18 protein-coding genes are annotated in these 16,998 nt (G+C 65.0%); 12 read left to right on the top strand and 6 right to left on the bottom strand.

Annotation, left to right across the window (positions count from 1 at the left end):
- Positions 1 to 23: 23 nt before the first annotated feature.
- From ACEN9P_RS19595 to tolA, 9 genes are all read left to right on the top strand, one after another.
- On the top strand, positions 24 to 665 hold the full coding sequence (locus tag ACEN9P_RS19595) for a riboflavin synthase (RefSeq protein ID WP_495620220.1): 642 nt from the start codon (positions 24 to 26) through the stop codon (positions 663 to 665).
- Between the two features lie 3 nt (positions 666 to 668).
- Positions 669 to 1,775: a bifunctional 3,4-dihydroxy-2-butanone-4-phosphate synthase/GTP cyclohydrolase II gene (gene ribBA / locus ACEN9P_RS19590; protein WP_495620219.1), complete on the top strand. Its 1,107-nt coding sequence runs from the start codon at positions 669 to 671 to the stop codon at positions 1,773 to 1,775.
- A 48-nt stretch (positions 1,776 to 1,823) separates the two neighbouring features.
- Positions 1,824 to 2,288: a 6,7-dimethyl-8-ribityllumazine synthase gene (ribH, locus tag ACEN9P_RS19585; RefSeq protein WP_495620218.1), complete on the top strand. Its 465-nt coding sequence runs from the start codon at positions 1,824 to 1,826 to the stop codon at positions 2,286 to 2,288.
- A gap of 59 nt (positions 2,289 to 2,347) precedes the next feature.
- Positions 2,348 to 2,875 carry a transcription antitermination factor NusB gene (gene nusB, locus ACEN9P_RS19580; RefSeq protein WP_074575392.1) on the top strand — a complete coding sequence of 176 codons (528 nt, stop codon included), beginning with the start codon at positions 2,348 to 2,350 and terminating at the stop codon, positions 2,873 to 2,875.
- Between the two features lie 10 nt (positions 2,876 to 2,885).
- Positions 2,886 to 4,082: a pyridoxal phosphate-dependent aminotransferase gene (locus ACEN9P_RS19575; RefSeq protein WP_477664029.1), complete on the top strand. Its 1,197-nt coding sequence runs from the start codon at positions 2,886 to 2,888 to the stop codon at positions 4,080 to 4,082.
- A gap of 115 nt (positions 4,083 to 4,197) precedes the next feature.
- Positions 4,198 to 4,632: a tol-pal system-associated acyl-CoA thioesterase gene (ybgC, locus tag ACEN9P_RS19570; RefSeq protein ID WP_495622200.1), complete on the top strand. Its 435-nt coding sequence runs from the start codon at positions 4,198 to 4,200 to the stop codon at positions 4,630 to 4,632.
- Positions 4,629 to 5,321 (top strand): protein TolQ, encoded by a 693-nt coding sequence (gene tolQ / locus ACEN9P_RS19565; RefSeq protein ID WP_477664028.1) that lies wholly within the window; start codon positions 4,629 to 4,631, stop codon positions 5,319 to 5,321. The genes ybgC and tolQ overlap by 4 nt, the downstream gene beginning before the upstream one ends.
- Positions 5,322 to 5,338: 17 nt before the next feature.
- Positions 5,339 to 5,779 carry a biopolymer transporter ExbD gene (locus ACEN9P_RS19560; RefSeq protein WP_477664027.1) on the top strand — a complete coding sequence of 147 codons (441 nt, stop codon included), beginning with the start codon at positions 5,339 to 5,341 and terminating at the stop codon, positions 5,777 to 5,779.
- A gap of 24 nt (positions 5,780 to 5,803) precedes the next feature.
- Positions 5,804 to 6,715, top strand: coding sequence for a cell envelope integrity protein TolA (gene tolA / locus ACEN9P_RS19555; protein ID WP_495620217.1), 912 nt, complete (start codon positions 5,804 to 5,806; stop codon positions 6,713 to 6,715).
- 59 nt (positions 6,716 to 6,774) lie between these two features.
- Here tolA and dnaE read toward each other — a convergent pair whose 3' ends face one another.
- Positions 6,775 to 10,257, bottom strand: coding sequence for a DNA polymerase III subunit alpha (gene dnaE, locus ACEN9P_RS19550; RefSeq protein ID WP_495620216.1), 3,483 nt, complete (start codon positions 10,255 to 10,257; stop codon positions 6,775 to 6,777).
- Between the two features lie 86 nt (positions 10,258 to 10,343).
- On the opposite strand from dnaE, the gene ACEN9P_RS19545 reads away from it, so the two are divergent.
- Positions 10,344 to 11,150 carry a sulfurtransferase gene (locus ACEN9P_RS19545; protein WP_495620215.1) on the top strand — a complete coding sequence of 269 codons (807 nt, stop codon included), beginning with the start codon at positions 10,344 to 10,346 and terminating at the stop codon, positions 11,148 to 11,150.
- Positions 11,151 to 11,236: 86 nt separating this feature from the next.
- Positions 11,237 to 12,571, top strand: a complete 1,335-nt coding sequence (gene egtB / locus ACEN9P_RS19540) for an ergothioneine biosynthesis protein EgtB (RefSeq protein ID WP_495620214.1) — start codon at positions 11,237 to 11,239, stop codon at positions 12,569 to 12,571.
- Positions 12,572 to 12,583: 12 nt separating this feature from the next.
- Here egtB and ACEN9P_RS19535 read toward each other — a convergent pair whose 3' ends face one another.
- From ACEN9P_RS19535 to ACEN9P_RS19515, 5 genes are all read right to left on the bottom strand, one after another.
- On the bottom strand, positions 12,584 to 13,468 hold the full coding sequence (locus tag ACEN9P_RS19535; protein ID WP_495620213.1) for a pirin family protein: 885 nt from the start codon (positions 13,466 to 13,468) through the stop codon (positions 12,584 to 12,586).
- Positions 13,465 to 13,872, bottom strand: coding sequence for an OsmC family protein (locus ACEN9P_RS19530; protein WP_477664021.1), 408 nt, complete (start codon positions 13,870 to 13,872; stop codon positions 13,465 to 13,467). Before ACEN9P_RS19530 ends, ACEN9P_RS19535 begins: the two co-directional genes overlap by 4 nt.
- Positions 13,873 to 13,897: 25 nt before the next feature.
- Positions 13,898 to 14,452, bottom strand: coding sequence for a flavodoxin family protein (locus ACEN9P_RS19525; protein ID WP_477664020.1), 555 nt, complete (start codon positions 14,450 to 14,452; stop codon positions 13,898 to 13,900).
- A gap of 103 nt (positions 14,453 to 14,555) precedes the next feature.
- Positions 14,556 to 14,966, bottom strand: a complete 411-nt coding sequence (locus tag ACEN9P_RS19520) for a DoxX family protein (RefSeq protein ID WP_007872570.1) — start codon at positions 14,964 to 14,966, stop codon at positions 14,556 to 14,558.
- Positions 14,967 to 15,069: 103 nt separating this feature from the next.
- Positions 15,070 to 15,771, bottom strand: a complete 702-nt coding sequence (locus tag ACEN9P_RS19515; protein WP_477664019.1) for a pirin family protein — start codon at positions 15,769 to 15,771, stop codon at positions 15,070 to 15,072.
- Between the two features lie 118 nt (positions 15,772 to 15,889).
- On the opposite strand from ACEN9P_RS19515, the gene ACEN9P_RS19510 reads away from it, so the two are divergent.
- Entirely contained in the window at positions 15,890 to 16,843 is a 954-nt protein-coding gene (locus tag ACEN9P_RS19510; RefSeq protein ID WP_495620212.1) for a LysR family transcriptional regulator, read from the top strand.
- Positions 16,844 to 16,998: the final 155 nt, after the last annotated feature.

Below are 16,998 nucleotides of genomic sequence, written 5' to 3'. Positions count from 1 at the left end.
CTGAATCCCTGCGAAAATAGCGCATGTTTACCGGAATCATTACCGGCTTGGGGCGCATCGTCGCCATCCAAAGCCTGGGCAGCTCTTCAGACCACGGCAAGCGGCTCACCATCGAGGCGCCTGCGGGTTACCTTGACGACGTGGGCCTGGGCGACAGCATCGCGCTCAACGGCGCCTGCATGACAGCCACCACGCTGGACCTGCCCCTCAACCGCTTCACCATCGACATTTCCGCCGAATCGCTGGCCAAAACCACGGGCCTGGCCGAAACCGGCACTGTCAACCTCGAAAAAGCCCTGCGCGCCCATGACCGCCTGGGCGGCCACATCGTTTCGGGCCATGTCGACGGAATCGGCCGCGTCACGCATTTCGCCGAGGTCGGTGAAAGCTGGGAGCTGCGCATACTGGCCCCGCGCGAACTCGGCAAATACCTGGCCTACAAGGGCTCCATCACCGTCAACGGCGTGAGCCTCACGGTCAACCGGGTCACCGACCAGGCCGAAGGCACGGAACTCAGCATCAACCTGATTCCGCATACCGTGCAGAACACCGCCCTGGGCCGGCTGGCCGCCGGCTCCCAGGTCAACCTCGAAATCGACCTGATCGCGCGCTACGTCGAGCGCATGCTGGGCGACACCCACAACAACACACTCAAAAAGCCCTGAACCATGAGCACTGCCATTTCCCCTGTTGAAGACATCGTCGCCGACATGCGCGCCGGCCGCATGGTCATCCTGATCGACGAGGAAGACCGCGAGAACGAAGGCGACCTGGTGCTCGCGGCCGACCACGTCACGCCCGAGGCCATCAATTTCATGGCGCGTTTCGGCCGCGGCCTGATCTGCCTGACCCTGACCCGCGAACGCTGCGAGCTGCTGCAGCTGCCGCCCATGGCGACGCGCAACGGCACCAAACATTCCACGGCGTTTACCGTCTCCATCGAAGCCGCCGAAGGCGTGACCACCGGCATCTCCGCCGCCGACCGGGCCCGCACCGTGCAGGCCGCCGTCGCCAAAAACGCCAAGGTCAGCGATCTGGTGCAACCCGGCCACATCTTCCCGCTGCAGGCGGTGGACGGCGGCGTGCTGATGCGCGCCGGCCATACCGAAGCCGGCTGCGACCTGGCCGGCATGGCCGGCTGCTCGCCGGCCGCCGTGATCTGCGAGATCATGAAGGACGACGGCACCATGGCCCGCCTGCCCGACCTGCTGGTCTTCGCGGCCGAGCACGGCCTCAAGATAGGCACCATCGCCGACCTGATCGAGCACCGCAGCCGCAACGACTCCCTGGTCGAAAAAATCGGCTGCCGCACGCTGCAGACCGCCTTCGGCGAGTTCACCGCCCACGCCTTTCGCGACAAACCCAGCCAGGGCCTGCACCTGGCCCTGGTCAAAGGCGAATGGTCGGCCGATGACATCGTGGCCGCGCGCGTGCACGAGCCGCTGTCGGTGCTGGACGTGCTGGAAACCGGCCGCCCCATGCACTCCTGGAGCCTGGACCAGAGCCTCAAGCACATCGCCGATGAAGGCCGGGGCGTGGCCGTGCTGCTCAACTGCGGCGAAAGCGCCGCGCAGCTGCTGGCCCAGTTCGAAGGCACGGCGCGCGCCAGCCAGGCGCCCGAGCGCGGCCGCATGGACCTGCGCACCTACGGCGTGGGCGCGCAGATTTTGCGCGAATGCGGCGTGCACCGCATGAACCTCATGGGCAACCCGCGCCGCATGCCCAGCATGACGGGCTACGGCCTGGAAATCGTCGGCTACATCACCCGGGACTGAGCTTTTCGCCAGCCCGTCAACCTATAAATCAATCAAAAGGGAATCACCGTGTTCGGAGCAGAAAAAGGTACGGCCGACAAACTGGACGGCAGAAAACTTTCCATAGGCATCGTGCAGGCGCGCTTCAATGAAAGCGTCACCAACGCTCTGGCCGAGGCCTGCAAGCACGAACTCGCGGCCCTGGGCGTGCACGAGGACAACATTCGCCACGTCAAGGTGCCCGGCGCGCTGGAGGTGCCCTGCGCGCTGCAGGCGCTGGCCGAAAGCGACAAGTACGACGCGCTGATCGCCCTGGGCAGCATCATCCGCGGCGAGACTTACCACTTCGAGCTGGTGGCCAATGAAAGCGGCGCCGCCGTCACGCGCCTGGCGCTGGACTACCAGCTGCCCATCGCCAATGCCATCCTGACGACCGAAAACCTCGCGCAGGCCCAGGCCCGCCAGGAGGAAAAAGGGCGCGACGCCGCGCGCGTGGCCGTCGAAATGGCCAACCTGATCAATGAAATTGCCTGAGCGCGCCAAGCCGCTTGCCGAGCACTGCGCCCACCCCCTTAACCTGACTGGCACTTTTCATGGCTGAACCCATCATCAAACCCAAACGCCCGCCGCAGACCCGCACCGGCCTGACCGATACCGGCGTCAAAAAAGCCGCCGACAAATCGGCGCGCACGCGCGCGCGCGAATTCGCCCTGCAGGCCCTTTACCAGCACCTGGTGGGCCGCAACGAGGCCGACTCGATAGACGCCTTCACACGCGACCTCGCGGGCTTTCACAAGGCCGATTCGGCCCACTATGACGCGCTGCTGCACGGCTGCATCGCCGACGCCAAAACGCTGGACGCCGGCATTGTTCCCCTGCTGGACCGGCCCATGGCCGAGATTTCGCCCATCGAGCACGCGGTGCTGTGGATAGGCGCCTACGAATTCACCCACTGCCTGGATGTGCCCTGGCGCGTCGTGATCAACGAGTGCATCGAACTGGCCAAGGCCTTCGGCGGCACCGACGGCCACAAATACGTCAACGGCGTGCTTAACAAGATGGCGCCCGCCCTTCGCGCCGCCGAAGTCGCCGCCGACAAAGCCCGACAAGCAGCCCGGTGAAAGGCCTGCCGTGAAAATCGCCCGGCGGGCTCAACGCATTGAGCCGTTTTATGTCATGGAGGTCGCCAAGGCGGCCTCGGCGCTGGCGCAGGAATTCGCCCACAGCGACCGGCCCATGATCTTCCTGAACATCGGCGAGCCCGACTTCACCGCGCCGCCCCTGGTGCAGGAGGCCGCCGCCCGCGCGATCTCGCAGGGCAACACGCAGTACACCCAGGCCACCGGCCTGCCGGCGCTGCGCGAGCGCATCAGCGCCTGGTACGCCGCGCGTTTCGGCGCTCAAGTCGCGCCCGGCCGCATCATCATCACGGCGGGCGCCTCGGCCGCGCTGCAGCTGGCCTGCCTGGCGCTGATCGAGGCCGGCGATGAAATCCTGATGCCCGACCCCAGCTATCCCTGCAATCGGCATTTCGTCAGCGCCGCCGAAGGCAATGCGGTGCTGGTGCCGGCCACCGCGGCCGAACGCTTCCAGCTCACCCGCGAAAAGGTCGAGGCCGCCTGGAAGCCGCAAACACGCGGCGTGCTGCTGGCCTCGCCCTCCAACCCCACCGGCACCTCCATCGCGCCCGAAGAACTCCAGCGCATCCACGAGTTCGTGCACGGCCGCGGCGGCATCACGCTGATCGACGAGATTTACCTGGGCCTGAGCTACGAAGAGCATTTCGGCCATTCGGCCCTGGCCATGCCCGGCGAGTTGGGCCAGAGCGTGATCAGCATCAACAGCTTCAGCAAATACTTCAACATGACCGGCTGGCGCCTGGGCTGGCTGGTGGTGCCCGAAGCACTGGCGCCGGTGATAGAGCGCATCGCGCAAAACCTCTTCATCTGCCCCAGCACCGTGGCCCAGCATGCGGCGCTGGCCTGCTTCGAGCCCGAAAGCCTGCGGGAATACGAACGCCGCCGCGCCGAATTCAAGGCGCGCCGCGACTACTTCATTCCCGAACTGAATCGCCTGGGCCTGACGGTGCCGGTGATGCCCGACGGCGCCTTCTACGCCTATGCCGACTGCACCCGGGCCGCCGCGCGCCTGGGCGTGAGCGGCAGCTGGGACTTCGCGTTCGAACTCATGAAGCGCGCCCACCTGGCCGTCACGCCGGGCCGCGATTTCGGCCATGCGGCACCCGAACAATTCATCCGCTTTTCCACGGCCAATTCCATGGCGCAGCTGCAGGAAGCCGTGGCCCGTCTGGAGCTTGTCCTTGCCTAGCCAGAAGAAGATCAAGCCAACCGAAGACGGCAATCCTTTCAAGCAGGGGCCGCGGGACTGGCTTCGCCAGACCGCAGGCGCAGCGCCCCCCTCGGGGGGCAGCGTATTACACGAAGTGAAAAGCGTGGGGGCCACATTCAGCTGGCCACTGAGGGTCTATTGGGAAGACACCGACGCGGGCGGTATCGTCTTTTACGCAAACTATCTGAAATTTTTTGAACGTTCGCGCACCGAATGGCTCAGATCATTCGGTATTGAACAGCAGCGCCTGCGGGAAAGCACGGGCGGCATCTTCGTGGTCGCGGAAACCAGCATCCGTTACCATCGTTCCGCCCGGCTGGACGATGAACTGATTGTTACGGCAAGCCTGGTCGAAGCCGGCCGTGCGTCCATGATAATCAGCCAGCAGGTGCTATTAAAAACAGAGCAGGCACCCTTGCTCTGCGAAGGAACCATCAGGATCGGCTGGGTCGACGCCGCCAGCCTTCAGCCACGGCGCATTCCGGCTTCCATTCTTGACAGCTTAAAAACCGATACGGCCACAACATGAACCAAGACCTGTCCATCGTCAGCCTCATCCTCAACGCCAGCTGGGTCGTGCAGGCCGTCGTGGCGCTGCTGGTCGGCGTGTCCATCGCCAGCTGGGCCGCGATCTTCCGCAAGATCGTCGCGCTCAAGCGCGTGCAGAAACTCAACGACGAATTCGACCGCGAGTTCTGGTCGGGCACCAGCTTGAACGACCTCTTCGCCGGTGCCGCGCAAAACGCCAAGCATTCGGGTGCGATGGAGCGGATTTTTGCCAGCGGCATGCGTGAATACCAGAAGCTGCGCGAGCGCCACATCACCGACCCCGGCACGCTGCTGGACGGCGCGCGCCGCGCCATGCGCGCGAGCTACCAGCGCGAGCTCGACGCCATCGAGTCCAACCTGTCCTTCCTGGCCACCGTCGGCTCGGTATCGCCTTACGTGGGCCTGTTCGGCACGGTCTGGGGCATCATGCACGCCTTCACCGGCCTGGCGGCCCTGGAGCAGGTCACGCTGGCCACGGTGGCACCCGGCATTGCCGAGGCACTGGTGGCCACCGCCATCGGCCTGTTCGCGGCCATTCCGGCCGTCGTCGCCTATAACCGCTTCTCGCACGACATAGACCGCGTCGCCAACCGGCTGGAGACCTTCATCGAGGAGTTCTCCAACATCCTGCAGCGCAACCTGGGCGCGCACTCGCCTTCCGGCCACTGAGCTACGAGGAGACAGCGATGCCAGCAGTCAATTCCCGCCGGGGCCGCGGCCGGCGCACCATCAGCGAGATCAACATGGTGCCCTTCATCGACGTGATGCTGGTGCTGCTCATCATCTTCATGGTGACGGCGCCGCTGATCACGCCCAGCATGATCGCGCTGCCCAAGGTCGGCCGGGCGCCCAGCCAGCCGCAAAACCCGGTGCAGATCCAGATCGGCAAGGATGAAGCCGTGCAGATCAAGATCAAGACCGACAGCGTGCCCAGCAATGTGCGCAACGTCGCGGCCGATATCGCGAAACTGGAGCCGGGCGTGAAGGCCGAGGGCGCGCAGGCCGTGCCCGTGGTCATCAGCGCCGACAAATCCATCAAATACGAAACCGTGGTCCAGGTCATGGACAACCTGCAAAAAGCCGGTGTCTCGCGCGTGGGCCTGTCGGTGCAGACCGGCAGCAAGTAGCCAGCAGGCCGCCCGCAACCCGCCATGCCCAGCGCCGCAGACCGCCTAGACTTCCTCCCGCCCCGGGACGGCGGGTCGGGCCGCGCCTTCGCGCTGGCGCTGCTCGCCCATGCCCTGCTGATCGCCGCCCTGACCTGGGGCGTCAACTGGAAACGCAGCACGCCCGACGTTGCCTTCCAGGCCGAGCTGTGGACCAACGTTCCGGCCCAGCAGGCCGCGCCCAAACCGGTCGAAGTGCCCACGCCGCCCCCTCCCCCGCCAACGCCCACCCCGGAAGCCAGGACACCCCCGCCGCCGCCCGCGCCCAAGGTGGACATTGCGCTGGAGCAGGAAAAGAAACGCAAGCTCGCGCAGGAACAAAAACAGGCCGAGGCCGAGCGCCTGAAAGAAAAGCAGAAAGCTGAACTGCAGGCCCAGAAAGACAAAGAGCTGGAAAAACAAAAAGCCGCCGACAAGAAGGCCAAGGAAGACCTGGCTAAACGCAAGGCCGCGGAAGACGCCAAAAAACTCGAAGCCCAGAAGGACAACAAGGACGCTGCCCAGCAAAAGGCGGCCCAGGCTGCCGCCGAAAAACAGCGCCAGGAGAACCTGCGCCGCATCACCGGCATGGCCGGCGCCACGGGCAATGCTGACTCCAAGGGTACGGCGCAAAAATCCAGCGGCGGTTCCACGACCTATGGAGCCATCGTCAGGGCCGTGGTCATGCCAAACATCGTGTTCACACAGGAAATTCAAGGCAATCCAACTTCCAAGGTGGAAGTACGCGTGACACTGGACGGCACCATCATCAGCCAGCGCATGATTCAATCCAGCGGCAACAAGGCCTGGGATGAGGCGGCTATCAACGCCATCATCCGAACCCGGGTCATGCCCAAGGATGTCGACGGCCGGATACCCGACACCACCTTGATCCTGGAAATAAAGCCGCACAACTAGAGCCAGGCGTCAACACAGGCCTCGGCCTTGTCGGAGCCCATGGGCATGGGCGGCCCGGCTCACTCGTAAACGATCTGCACCAGCCCCCTGTCGGCCTGCGCCATCCAGCTGGCCAGCGCCGCATCGGTTGGGAAGAATTTTGCGGCTTCGCCCAGGTGCAGTTCGGCCGTCGCGCCGCCCACCTCGTTTTGCCGCCTGAGGCTCAGGCGCACCGGCAGGCCGCGGCTGATCTCGCCCTGCTCCGACATTTCGCGGCGCGGTGGGAAGTCCCTGACCATGCGTGAGATATCGGGCGCGCTGCCGTTGACGGCCACGCGCAGGTACTTGCCGAATTTGCAGCGCGCGGTTTCCAGGTCCCATACCTGGGTGACCTTGAAGCGGCGCCCAAAGCGCTCGGACGCGCCCTGCAACGTGCCCTGCACGATCACCAGTTCGTCGTCCTTGAGCAGGTTGCGGTTGGCATTGAACAGCGCCTCGTCCACCGAGGCTTCGAGCACGTCGGTCTTGTCGTCGAGCTTGAAGATGATCAGCTTGCCGCGGTTGCCGTTGATGATGCGCAGGTCGCTCAGGATGGCGGCCAGCAACTGCGGCTCGCGCGAGTCGATCAGGTCCTCGATCTTGCGTTTGGCGAACTGGCGCACCTCGGTCTCCACCTCGTCGAACAAATGGCCCGAGAGGTAAAAGCCGATCGCGGTTTTTTCCTGCACCAGGCGCGCTTTCACGCCGAAGGGCATGGCCTCCACCAGCGGCGGCTCCTGGGTGCTGGCGGCGTGCGAGTCGCTCATGTCGAACAGCCCGCCCTGGTTGGCGTTGGCCTCGGTCGCGGCGGCGAACTCAAAAGCACGGTCCACCGAGGCCAGCAGCGAGGCGCGGTTGAGCTGCAGGTTGTCGAAGGCGCCGCCCTTGATCAAGGCTTCCACCGTGCGTTTGTTCAGGCGGCTGCGGTCCACGCGCACGCAAAAATCGTAGAGCGAGGTAAAGGGGCCGCCTTCCTTGCGCGCCGCGACGATCGCGGCAATCGCCTGCTGGCCGGTGCCCTTGACGGCGCCCAGGCCGTAACGCACCGAGGTCGCGCTGATGGGCTCGAAGCGGTAGTCGCCGCGGTTGATGTCGGGCGACTCGAACTGTATGCCCATCTTCTGCGCGTCGCCGAACAGCACCTTGAGCTTGTCGGTGTCGTCCATTTCCACCGTCATGTTGGCGGCGAAGAATTCGGCGGTGTAGTGCACCTTGAGCCAGGCCGTGTGGTAGGCCAGCAGCGCATAGGCGGCGGAGTGCGACTTGTTGAAGCCGTAGCCCGCGAACTTTTCCATCAAGTCGAAGACCTCGTCGGCCTTTTCCTCGCTGAGGCCGCCCTCGCCCGCGCCCTTGCGGAAGATCGCGCGCTGCGCGTCCATCTCCTCTTTTTTCTTCTTGCCCATGGCGCGGCGCAGCAAGTCGGCGCCGCCCAGCGAGTAGCCACCCAGGATCTGCGCGGTCTGCATCACCTGCTCCTGGTAGACCATGATGCCGTAGGTCTCCTCGAGGATGGCCTTGACGCGCGGGTCCGGGTATTCGGGTACTTCCTTGCCCTGCTTGCGCGCGATATAGGTCGGGATCAGCTCCATGGGCCCCGGGCGATACAGCGCATTCATCGCGATCAGGTCTTCCAGGCGGTCCGGCTTGGCGTCTTTCAGCATGCGCTGCATGCCGATACTTTCAAACTGGAACACGGCTTCGGTCTGGCCCCGGCCGAAGAGTTCGTAGACCTTGCGGTCGTTGAGCGGCAGGTCTTCGAACTTGAAGTCTTTCTGGGCCGGGTGGCGCGCGATGATGAATTCCCTGGCGATCTCCAGGATGGTCAGGGTGGCCAGGCCCAAAAAGTCGAACTTGACCAGGCCAATGGCCTCCACATCGTCCTTGTCGAACTGGCTCACCGCGGAGTCGCTGCCCGGCTGGGCGTAAAGCGGGCAGAAATCGGTCAGCTTGCTGGGCGCGATCAGCACGCCCCCGGCATGCATGCCGACGTTGCGGGTCAGGCCCTCGAGTTTCTGCGCGAGTGCCAGCAGGGTTTGAACGTCCTCTTCCTTGCGCTCGCGCTCGGCGAGCACGGGCTCCTGCTCTTTCGCCTGTTCAATCGTGATGTGCTGGCCCGGTTTGTTGGGGATGAGCTTGGAAATGCCGTCGCAAAAGCCGTAGGGAAAATCCAGCACGCGGCCCACGTCGCGGATGGCGGCGCGCGCCGCCATGGTGCCGAAGGTCACGATCTGGCTCACCGCGTCCTTGCCGTATTTGTCCTTCACGTAATCGATCACGCGGTCGCGATTGCTCTGGCAGAAGTCGATGTCGAAGTCGGGCATGGACACCCGCTCCGGGTTCAGGAAGCGCTCGAACAGCAGGTTGTACTGCAGCGGGTCCAGGTCGGTGATCTTGAGCGAATAGGCCACCAGCGAACCCGCGCCGGAGCCCCGGCCCGGCCCGACCGGGCAGCCGTTGTTCTTGGCCCAGTTGATGAAGTCGCCCACGATCAGGAAGTAGCCGGGGAAACCCATCTTGAGGATGGTGTTGATCTCGAACTCCAGCCGCTTCACGTACTCGGGCCGCTTCTGGTCGCGCACGGCCGCATCGCGGTACAGGTGGGCCAGGCGCTCTTCCAGGCCATCAAACGAGGCCTGGCGGAAATACTCGTCGATGGGCATGCGCACGCCGCCCACCTCCGGCGTCGGGTAGTCCGGCAGCATGGGCTTGCCGAGCTCCAGCGTGAGGTTGCAGCGCTTGGCGATCTCCAGCGTATTGGCCAGGGCCGTGGGCACGTCGGCGAACAGCGCCTGCATCTGTTCGGCCGACTTGAAGTACTGCTCGCGCGTGAACTTGCGCACGCGCCGCGTGTTGCCCAGGATCTCGCCTTCGGAGATGCAGACGCGCGCTTCATGCGCCTCATAGTCGTCGTAGGTCAGGAACTGCACAGGGTGGGTGGCCACCACGGGCAGCTTGAGCCGCGCCGCCAGCTGGACGGCGGCGGCCACATGGCGCTCGTCATCGGGCCGCTGGGCGCGCTGCAGTTCCAGGTAAAAGCGGTGCGGAAACAGGCCCGCGAAATACAGCGCGCATTCCGCGGCGCGGGCGCTGTCGCCCTGCAGCAGGGCCTGCCCCACGGAGCCGCCCTGCGCGCCCGACAGGGCGATCAGGCCTTCGCCCAGTTCCTGCAGCCATTCGAGCTTGACCACCGCCTGGTCGCGCACCACGTTTTTGGTCCAGGCCCGCGTGAGGATCTCGGACAGGTTCAGGTAGCCCTGGCGGCTTTGCACCAGCAGCAGCAGGCGGGCGGCGGGCGTGCCGGCGTCCTTGCCCGGCACCTGCACCCAGATGTCGGCGCCTATCAGGGGCTTGACGCCCGCGCCGCGGGTTTCCTTGTAGAACTTGACGGTGCCGAAGAGGTTGCTCAGGTCGGTGATGGCCAGCGCCGGTTGCCCATCGGCGGCCGCTGCGGCCACGACTTCATCGATGCGGTTGGTGCCGTCGACGACGGAAAATTCGGTGTGGAGACGCAAATGAACAAACATAGGGGCCATTTTAGGGCCGGGTCTGTCCGCTGAGACTTCACCGGCTGGTGCAAGGCCTTGCATGCCTGCCTACAATCGATCGCATCATGCAAATCCTGAACATTGCGGCCTACAAATTCGTCGCGCTGGCCCAGCCCGAGGCGCTGCAAGCCAGCCTGGCGGGCAGGCTGCAGGGCCATGCCATCAAGGGCACAGTGCTGCTGGCCGAAGAAGGCATCAACCTCTTCCTGGCGGGCCCGGCTGGCGATATTCATGATTTTTTGGCATGGTTGAAACAGGACGCGCGCTTTGCCGACCTGCAGGCCAAGGAAAGCTGGTCCGGCGCCCAGCCTTTTCGCAAGCTGCTGGTCAAGGTCAAGCCCGAGATCATCCGCATGAACCACCCGGCCGTGCAACCCGCGGCCGGCCGCGCGCCGGCGGTGGACGCCGCCACGCTCAAGCGCTGGCTGGACACGGGACACGACGACACGGGCCGTCCCGTGGTGACGCTGGACACGCGCAACGACTTTGAAGCCGACGTCGGCACTTTCCGCAACGCCATCGACTGGCGCATCCGCAAATTCACCGAGTTTCCCGAGGCCTTGCAGGCGCACAAACAGGAGCTGGCCGGCAAGACCGTGGTGAGCTTTTGCACCGGCGGCATACGCTGCGAAAAGGCCGCCATCCTGATGCGCGAAGCCGGGGTGGAGAACGTCTGGCAGCTGGACGGCGGCATCCTCAAGTACTTCGAGGAAAGCGGGCACGCGCATTTTGACGGTGAATGTTTTGTGTTTGACGAACGCCGCGCGCTGGACCCGGCGCTCAAACCCCAGGTCAATCCGCCCATGAAGCCTTTGAACTCACCGCCGTCTGCCCGCAGGCCCGAAGTTTTCGGGCTCTTGTCCGACAGCTGAGCCCAAAACCCCGTGCGAAGCTTTTGAGTCGTTCGCGTCCCACAACGTCCCACGTCTGCCAGCCGTCTCTTTTTACGGTAGCCACCATGCCCACAGACACTTCCCCCGCACGCCAGCAGGCTGCCCACACCTCCCTGTCTCCGCTCGCCAGGCGCTTTATCGCCCTGCGCCAACAGACCGAAGCGCTGGTACAGCCCCTGAGCCCGGAAGACTGCCAGCTGCAGTCCATGCCCGACGCCAGTCCCGCCAAATGGCATCTGGCCCACCTGACCTGGTTTTTCGAGACCTTCATCCTCGAACGTTTTGAGCCCGGCTTCACGCCTTTCGACACCGGCTTTCGTGTGCTGTTCAACAGCTATTACAACGGCGTGGGCGACAAATACCCGCGGCCCAAACGCGGCCTGATCAGCCGGCCCTCGCTGGACGAGGTGCTGGCCTACCGCGCGCAGGTCAACCAGCGGATGCTGGCGGTGATTGACGCGGTCGAGGCCGGCGCCGACAACGCGCGGCGCCAGGAACTCGAGGAACTCGTGACCCTGGGCCTGCACCACGAGCAGCAGCACCAGGAATTGCTGCTGACCGACATCAAGCACGCGTTGTCCTTCAACCCCGCGCGACCGGCCTATGCAAGCCGCTGGCCGCTGGCCGGCATACACCCGCAGCCGGTGGAATGGCTGCGCCATGAGGCCGGCCTGGTGGAGCATGGCTACGATGCCGCGCGCGACGGCGAATTCGCCTTTGACAACGAAACGCCGCGCCACAAGGCCTATGTTGCGGCCTTCGAGCTGGCCAGCCGGCCGGTGACCAACGGCGAGATCATGGCCTTTATCGCCGACAAGGGCTACCAGCGCCCCGAGCTGTGGCTGTCCATGGGCTGGGACTGGGTCGCGGAAAACAAGGTCAGCCTGCCCTTTTACTGGCAGGGTGGCGAGGGCGGCTACCAGCACTTCACGCTGCAAGGCCTGATTGAAGTGGACCCTCACACGCCGGCCTGCCACCTCAGTTATTTTGAAGCCGACGCTTTTGCGCGCTGGGCCGGCGCCCGCCTGCCGACCGAGTTTGAATGGGAGCTCGCCGCGCGCGGCCTGCCGGCAGGCGCCGCGCCTCAAGGCAACTTTGTGGAGACATCGGCTTTCCACCCGCTGCCGCAGCAGGAAGGCAGCCGCGGCCTGCCCGCGCAGATGTTTGGCGACGTGTGGGAATGGACGCAGTCCAACTACAACCCCTACCCCGGCTACAAGCCCTGGGAAGGCCTGGTCGGCGAGTACAACGGCAAGTTCATGTGCAACCAGTTTGTGCTGCGCGGCGGCTCCTGCGCGACGCCGCAAAGCCATATGCGCGCGAGCTACCGCAACTTCTTTCCGCCCGATGCGCGCTGGCAGTTCAGCGGCCTGCGGCTGGCGCGCGACCTGCGAAGCTGATCGGGCGCGGACTCAGCTCGCCGAAAATTTCCGTTCCGGCAGCGGAATGAATTCGGTCTCGCCAGGCACCTGGCCCATGGCCTGCGCTTCCCAGTCCTCGCCGGCCTGCACGATGCGCTCCTTGCGGCTGGAGACAAAGTTCCACCACATAAAGCGGTGCGCATCGAGCGCATCGCCGCCTATCACCACCAGGCGGGTTGGCACAGCCGCGCTCAATTGCACCGCCGCGCCGGGCGCCAGCGTCGCCAGGGTGTGCATGGCCAGGGGCTCGCCGTCCACCATCAGGTCGCCATCCACCGAATAAATCGCCATCTGCTCCGCGAGTGACGGCAGCATGAAGGGCACGCCGGCGGCCAGGGCCACATCCAGGTACAGCGTCCTGGAAAAAGTCTTGACCGGCGAAGTCTTTCCGAAAGCCTCGCCGATCAGGACGCGCACCGCGGCGCCGTCCACCGTGGTGGCCGGAATCGCCTCTGCCGGCGTGTGGGAAAAGCCGGGCGCTGTTTCTTCAAACTCCTTGGGCAGCGCGGCCCACAGCTGCAGGCCGTGGTTCACGTAAGACCTGCCGCGCAGGTCTTCAGGCGCGCGCTCCGAATGCACGATGCCGCGGCCGGCCGTCATCCAGTTGATGGCGCCGGGCTCTATGCGCTGGGCCGAGCCCAGGCTGTCGCGGTGCATCATCGCGCCCTCGAACAAATAGGTCACCGTCGCCAGGCCGATGTGCGGATGCGGCCGCACGTCGTGGTTGGTGCCGGGCTGCTCGGTCACCGGGCCGAAATGGTCAAAAAAGATAAAGGGGCCGACCGACTGCTGCTGCGCGGCGGGCAGCAGTCGGCGCACCATAAAGCCGCCGCCCAGGTCTTTGTGGTGGCCCGTGAGTTTCAGGGCAAGCTTCATGGCAGGCGCTCCAGTTCGGTGGTGATTTCAGTCGTGACGGTGGTCATGAGTTTGTGCACCGGGCACTTCTGCGCCACGGCGTGCAGCTCCTGCAGCTGGGCGTCGCTCAGGGCGCCCTTGATCTGCAGCCTGGCTGAGAGTTTGTAGACACCGCTGCGTTCCTGCGAGTCGTCGCGCTCTATGCGTGTGTGGATGTCCTCGACCGGGATGCCTTTTTTGCGGGCGTACCACATCACGGTCAGGGCCTTGCAGGCGCCGAGCGCCGCGTCGTAGAGGTCGTGCGGGCTGGGGCCGGTGTCGGCGCCGCCTTCGGCTTCGCTGACGTCGGCGCTGAGGGCATGGCTGCGCACATGCACCTGCTGGGCCATGGCCGCGCCGAGGTCTCGCTGGAGTTCTATGGTCATGGGGTTCCTGTGGGCAAGGAAAAAATCAGGCGGCGAATTTCGCGGCGACGGCGGCGACACGCGCGCCGAAGCTGCGGGCGGTTTCCAGGTCGCCGGGCAACATCTCGCCGGCGCCGGCATCGGAGGGCGACTGCGCGATGGCGCCGCTGTAGGAGCCCAGGTAGTTGGCATCGTTGCGCAGCGCGGCCTTGCTGTTGCTGGGCAGCATGCCCTGGCTGACCCAGATGCCGCCGTGCTGCATGGCCAGGGTGAACAGGTAGTTCAGCGTGGACAGCTTGTCGCCGTTCATCGCGGCACTGTTGGTGAAGCCGGCGAAGAGCTTGTCTTTCCAGGCCTGGCTGTACCAGGGTTTGGAGGAGGCGTCGGCAAACTTCTTGAACTGCCAGCTCACATTGCCCATGTAGGTGGGCGAGCCCATGATGATGGCGTCGGCGGCATCGAGCGTCTCCCAGCCGCCTTCGGGCAGGTTGCCGTCGGCGTCTATGGCCAGCAGTTCGGCGCCGGCGCCTGCCGCCACCGACTGCGCCATGCGCTGGGTGTGGCCGTAGCCGGAGTGGTAAATCACGACAACTTTGGGCATTCAATATCTTTCGCGGAAGAAGAATGAAATTTGAAACCAGGCCAAATAAAAGGGCTGCAGCCCGGGCGTGAAAGCCCCCGCCGCAGCCCTGTTTTTTCGAGGATTAACCCTTGATCTTGGCGTCCACGCTCCAGGCACCGCCACCCCAGGCCGCCACGGTGAGCAGGCCGCCGACCACGGCAATGTTCTTGAAGAACATCAGTTGCTGCATCATGGCCTGCTCGGCGGGCACGCCCCAGTAGTTGTGGAAGATGAAGGTGATCACCACGGTGAAGAAGGCGATGCCGAGCGCGGCCCAGCGCGTCATGAAGCCGACCAGCAGCAGCAGGCCCAGTCCCAGCTCAATCGCAATCGCGGCAGCCGCGGCGACTTCGGGTAGCGGCACGCCTTTGGAGGCGATGTAGCCGGCCGTTCCGGCGAAGCCGGCGATCTTGCTGAAGCCCGCGGGCACAAACAGCAAAGCCAGCAGCACGCGGCCGACCAGGGAGAGAGGGTTTTGCAGGGAATTGAGCATGGTGAGTCCTTATAGGTAAGTTAACGGGGAAATCATGGATGAAAAAAACACTCCGGGCAAGCGCCGTGCGCTTATGCGCATTCGCGCTCGCCCTGGGTGTGGGTTACGGTGCCAGGTCAAACACCAGCACTTCGGCGTCCCGGCCATGGGCCAGTTGCAGCGAGGCTTGCGACTGCAGCATGGCGGCATCGCCGGCCTTGAGCACCTGGCCGTTGACTTCGAGCTGCCCGCGGACCAGGTGCACATAGGTCTTGCGCGCCGCACTCAGTTCCAGCGTGGCGCTTTCCGCGCCGTCGAAGAGGCCCGCATACAGCCTCGCATCGGCGTGGATCAGCACCGAGCCCTTGGCGCCGTCGGGTGATGCCACCAGGCGCAGGGCGCCGCGTTTTTCGGCCTCGGCAAAGGTCTTTTGCTCATAGCTGGGGGGAATGCCGGTCACATTGGGCTCGATCCAGATCTGCAGGAAGTGCGTGGTCTGGCCGTCCGCATGGTTGAACTCGCTGTGCTGCACGCCCGTGCCGGCACTCATGCGCTGCACGTCGCCGGGCGGGATGCCCTTGATATTGCCCAGGCTGTCCTTGTGCGCGAGTTCGCCGCTCAGCACATAGCTGATGATTTCCATGTTCTGGTGGCCGTGCGTGCCGAAGCCGCGGCCGGCCGCGATGCGGTCTTCATTGATGACGCGCAGGTTGCCAAAGCCCATGTGCTCCGGGTCGTAATAACCGGCGAAGGAAAAGGAATGGAAGGACTTGAGCCAGCCGTGGTCTGCGTAGCCGCGTTCGCTGGAGGTTCTTAAGGTCATCATGAGGTGCTCCTTTCGAGCTGGTTGAGATGCGTTGGCGATGACTCCAATGTAGGCCTGGGACCCCGGCTTTCCATTGCTGCGCTTTGATGGCATCATTCAAATTATTTGAATCATTCTTATGGCAACGATCAACAACCGGGTGCGTGACGCCCTGACGCCCGAAACCCTGGGCCTGATAGGCGCGATCCACGGCGCCGGCAGCATGGCGGCGGCGGCGCGCGAGCTGGGCTTGGTGCCCAGCGCCCTGACCTACCGGATACGCCAGGTGGAAGACGCGCTGGACGTGCTGCTCTTCGACCGCTCCTCACGCCAGGCCAAACTGACCGAGGCCGGCAAGGAGCTGCTGCGCGAGGGCAACCGCCTGCTGGCCGAGCTCGATGCCGTGGCCAACCGGGTCAAGCGCGTGGCCACCGGCTGGGAGCCGCAGCTCACGCTGGCGGTGGACAGCGTGATTTCGCGCACCACGGTGATGGAACTGTGCGAGGCTTTTTTCGCGCTGAACCCGCCCACCCGGCTGCGCCTGCGCGAGGAGGCGCTGTCGGGCACGCTGGAGGCGCTCACCTCGGGCCAGGCCGACCTGGCCATAGGCGTAGCCATAGAGCCGTCCGTCAATACCGCGGTGCAGCACAAGACCCTGGGCAGCATCCATTTCATTTACGCGGTCGCGCCCCACCATCCGCTGGCGCAGGCCCCCGAGCCCGTGACCGACGCCATGCTGATGCCGCACCGCGCCGTGGCCGTGGCCGATTCGGTGCAGCGCGGCAGCGGCGTCACGGTCGGGCTGCTGGGCGGGCAGGACATCTTCACCGTGCCCGGCATGCAGGAAAAACTCCAGGCGCAGCTGCGCGGCCTGGGCGGCGGCTTCCTGCCGGAATACCTGGCGCGCCCCCATGTCGCCACCGGCCGGCTGGTGGAAAAACGCATGCAGCGCGCCCCGCGCCAGGTGCCCATGAGTTATGCCTGGCTGCGCGCGCCCGACGGCAAGGAGGGCCGCGCGCTGCAGTGGTGGCTCAAGCAATTGGAGAGCGCGGCCACGCGAAAAGCGCTGCTGGAACGCGAGCAGTCCCTGTGAAAACCCGTAGTCGCCCCGCAATCCGGGCGCGGCGGCCGCGCCTGCGTGTAGAGTGTGCTTAGAGCTTCTTATCGTTTTCGTTTATGGTTCAGACGTGATGACCCAGGCCGGGGGGCCGTGAATTGCCCGCGAAAGCGGCAAGGCGCCTCATTCAT

The sequence above is a fragment of the Polaromonas sp. Polasp52 genome, assembly GCF_059491565.1.
The sequence above is the reverse complement of the archived record's forward strand: the minus strand, read 5'-3'. Positions and strand labels throughout refer to the sequence as shown.

What these genes read in the sequence shown, in the direction of transcription:
- dnaE (WP_495620216.1), bottom strand. Translation starts at nt 10,257, where the DNA reads ATGTTTGTTCATTTGCGTCTCCACACCGAATTTTCCGTCGTCGACGGC.
- ACEN9P_RS19525 (WP_477664020.1), bottom strand. Translation starts at nt 14,452, where the DNA reads ATGCCCAAAGTTGTCGTGATTTACCACTCCGGCTACGGCCACACCCAG.
- ACEN9P_RS19545 (WP_495620215.1), top strand. Translation starts at nt 10,344, where the DNA reads ATGCAAATCCTGAACATTGCGGCCTACAAATTCGTCGCGCTGGCCCAG.
- ribBA (WP_495620219.1), top strand. Translation starts at nt 669, where the DNA reads ATGAGCACTGCCATTTCCCCTGTTGAAGACATCGTCGCCGACATGCGC.
- tolA (WP_495620217.1), top strand. Translation starts at nt 5,804, where the DNA reads ATGCCCAGCGCCGCAGACCGCCTAGACTTCCTCCCGCCCCGGGACGGC.
- tolQ (WP_477664028.1), top strand. Translation starts at nt 4,629, where the DNA reads ATGAACCAAGACCTGTCCATCGTCAGCCTCATCCTCAACGCCAGCTGG.
- ACEN9P_RS19520 (WP_007872570.1), bottom strand. Translation starts at nt 14,966, where the DNA reads ATGCTCAATTCCCTGCAAAACCCTCTCTCCCTGGTCGGCCGCGTGCTG.
- egtB (WP_495620214.1), top strand. Translation starts at nt 11,237, where the DNA reads ATGCCCACAGACACTTCCCCCGCACGCCAGCAGGCTGCCCACACCTCC.
- ACEN9P_RS19560 (WP_477664027.1), top strand. Translation starts at nt 5,339, where the DNA reads ATGCCAGCAGTCAATTCCCGCCGGGGCCGCGGCCGGCGCACCATCAGC.
- ACEN9P_RS19595 (WP_495620220.1), top strand. Translation starts at nt 24, where the DNA reads ATGTTTACCGGAATCATTACCGGCTTGGGGCGCATCGTCGCCATCCAA.
- ACEN9P_RS19535 (WP_495620213.1), bottom strand. Translation starts at nt 13,468, where the DNA reads ATGAAGCTTGCCCTGAAACTCACGGGCCACCACAAAGACCTGGGCGGC.
- ACEN9P_RS19510 (WP_495620212.1), top strand. Translation starts at nt 15,890, where the DNA reads ATGGCAACGATCAACAACCGGGTGCGTGACGCCCTGACGCCCGAAACC.
- nusB (WP_074575392.1), top strand. Translation starts at nt 2,348, where the DNA reads ATGGCTGAACCCATCATCAAACCCAAACGCCCGCCGCAGACCCGCACC.
- ACEN9P_RS19530 (WP_477664021.1), bottom strand. Translation starts at nt 13,872, where the DNA reads ATGACCATAGAACTCCAGCGAGACCTCGGCGCGGCCATGGCCCAGCAG.
- ACEN9P_RS19515 (WP_477664019.1), bottom strand. Translation starts at nt 15,771, where the DNA reads ATGATGACCTTAAGAACCTCCAGCGAACGCGGCTACGCAGACCACGGC.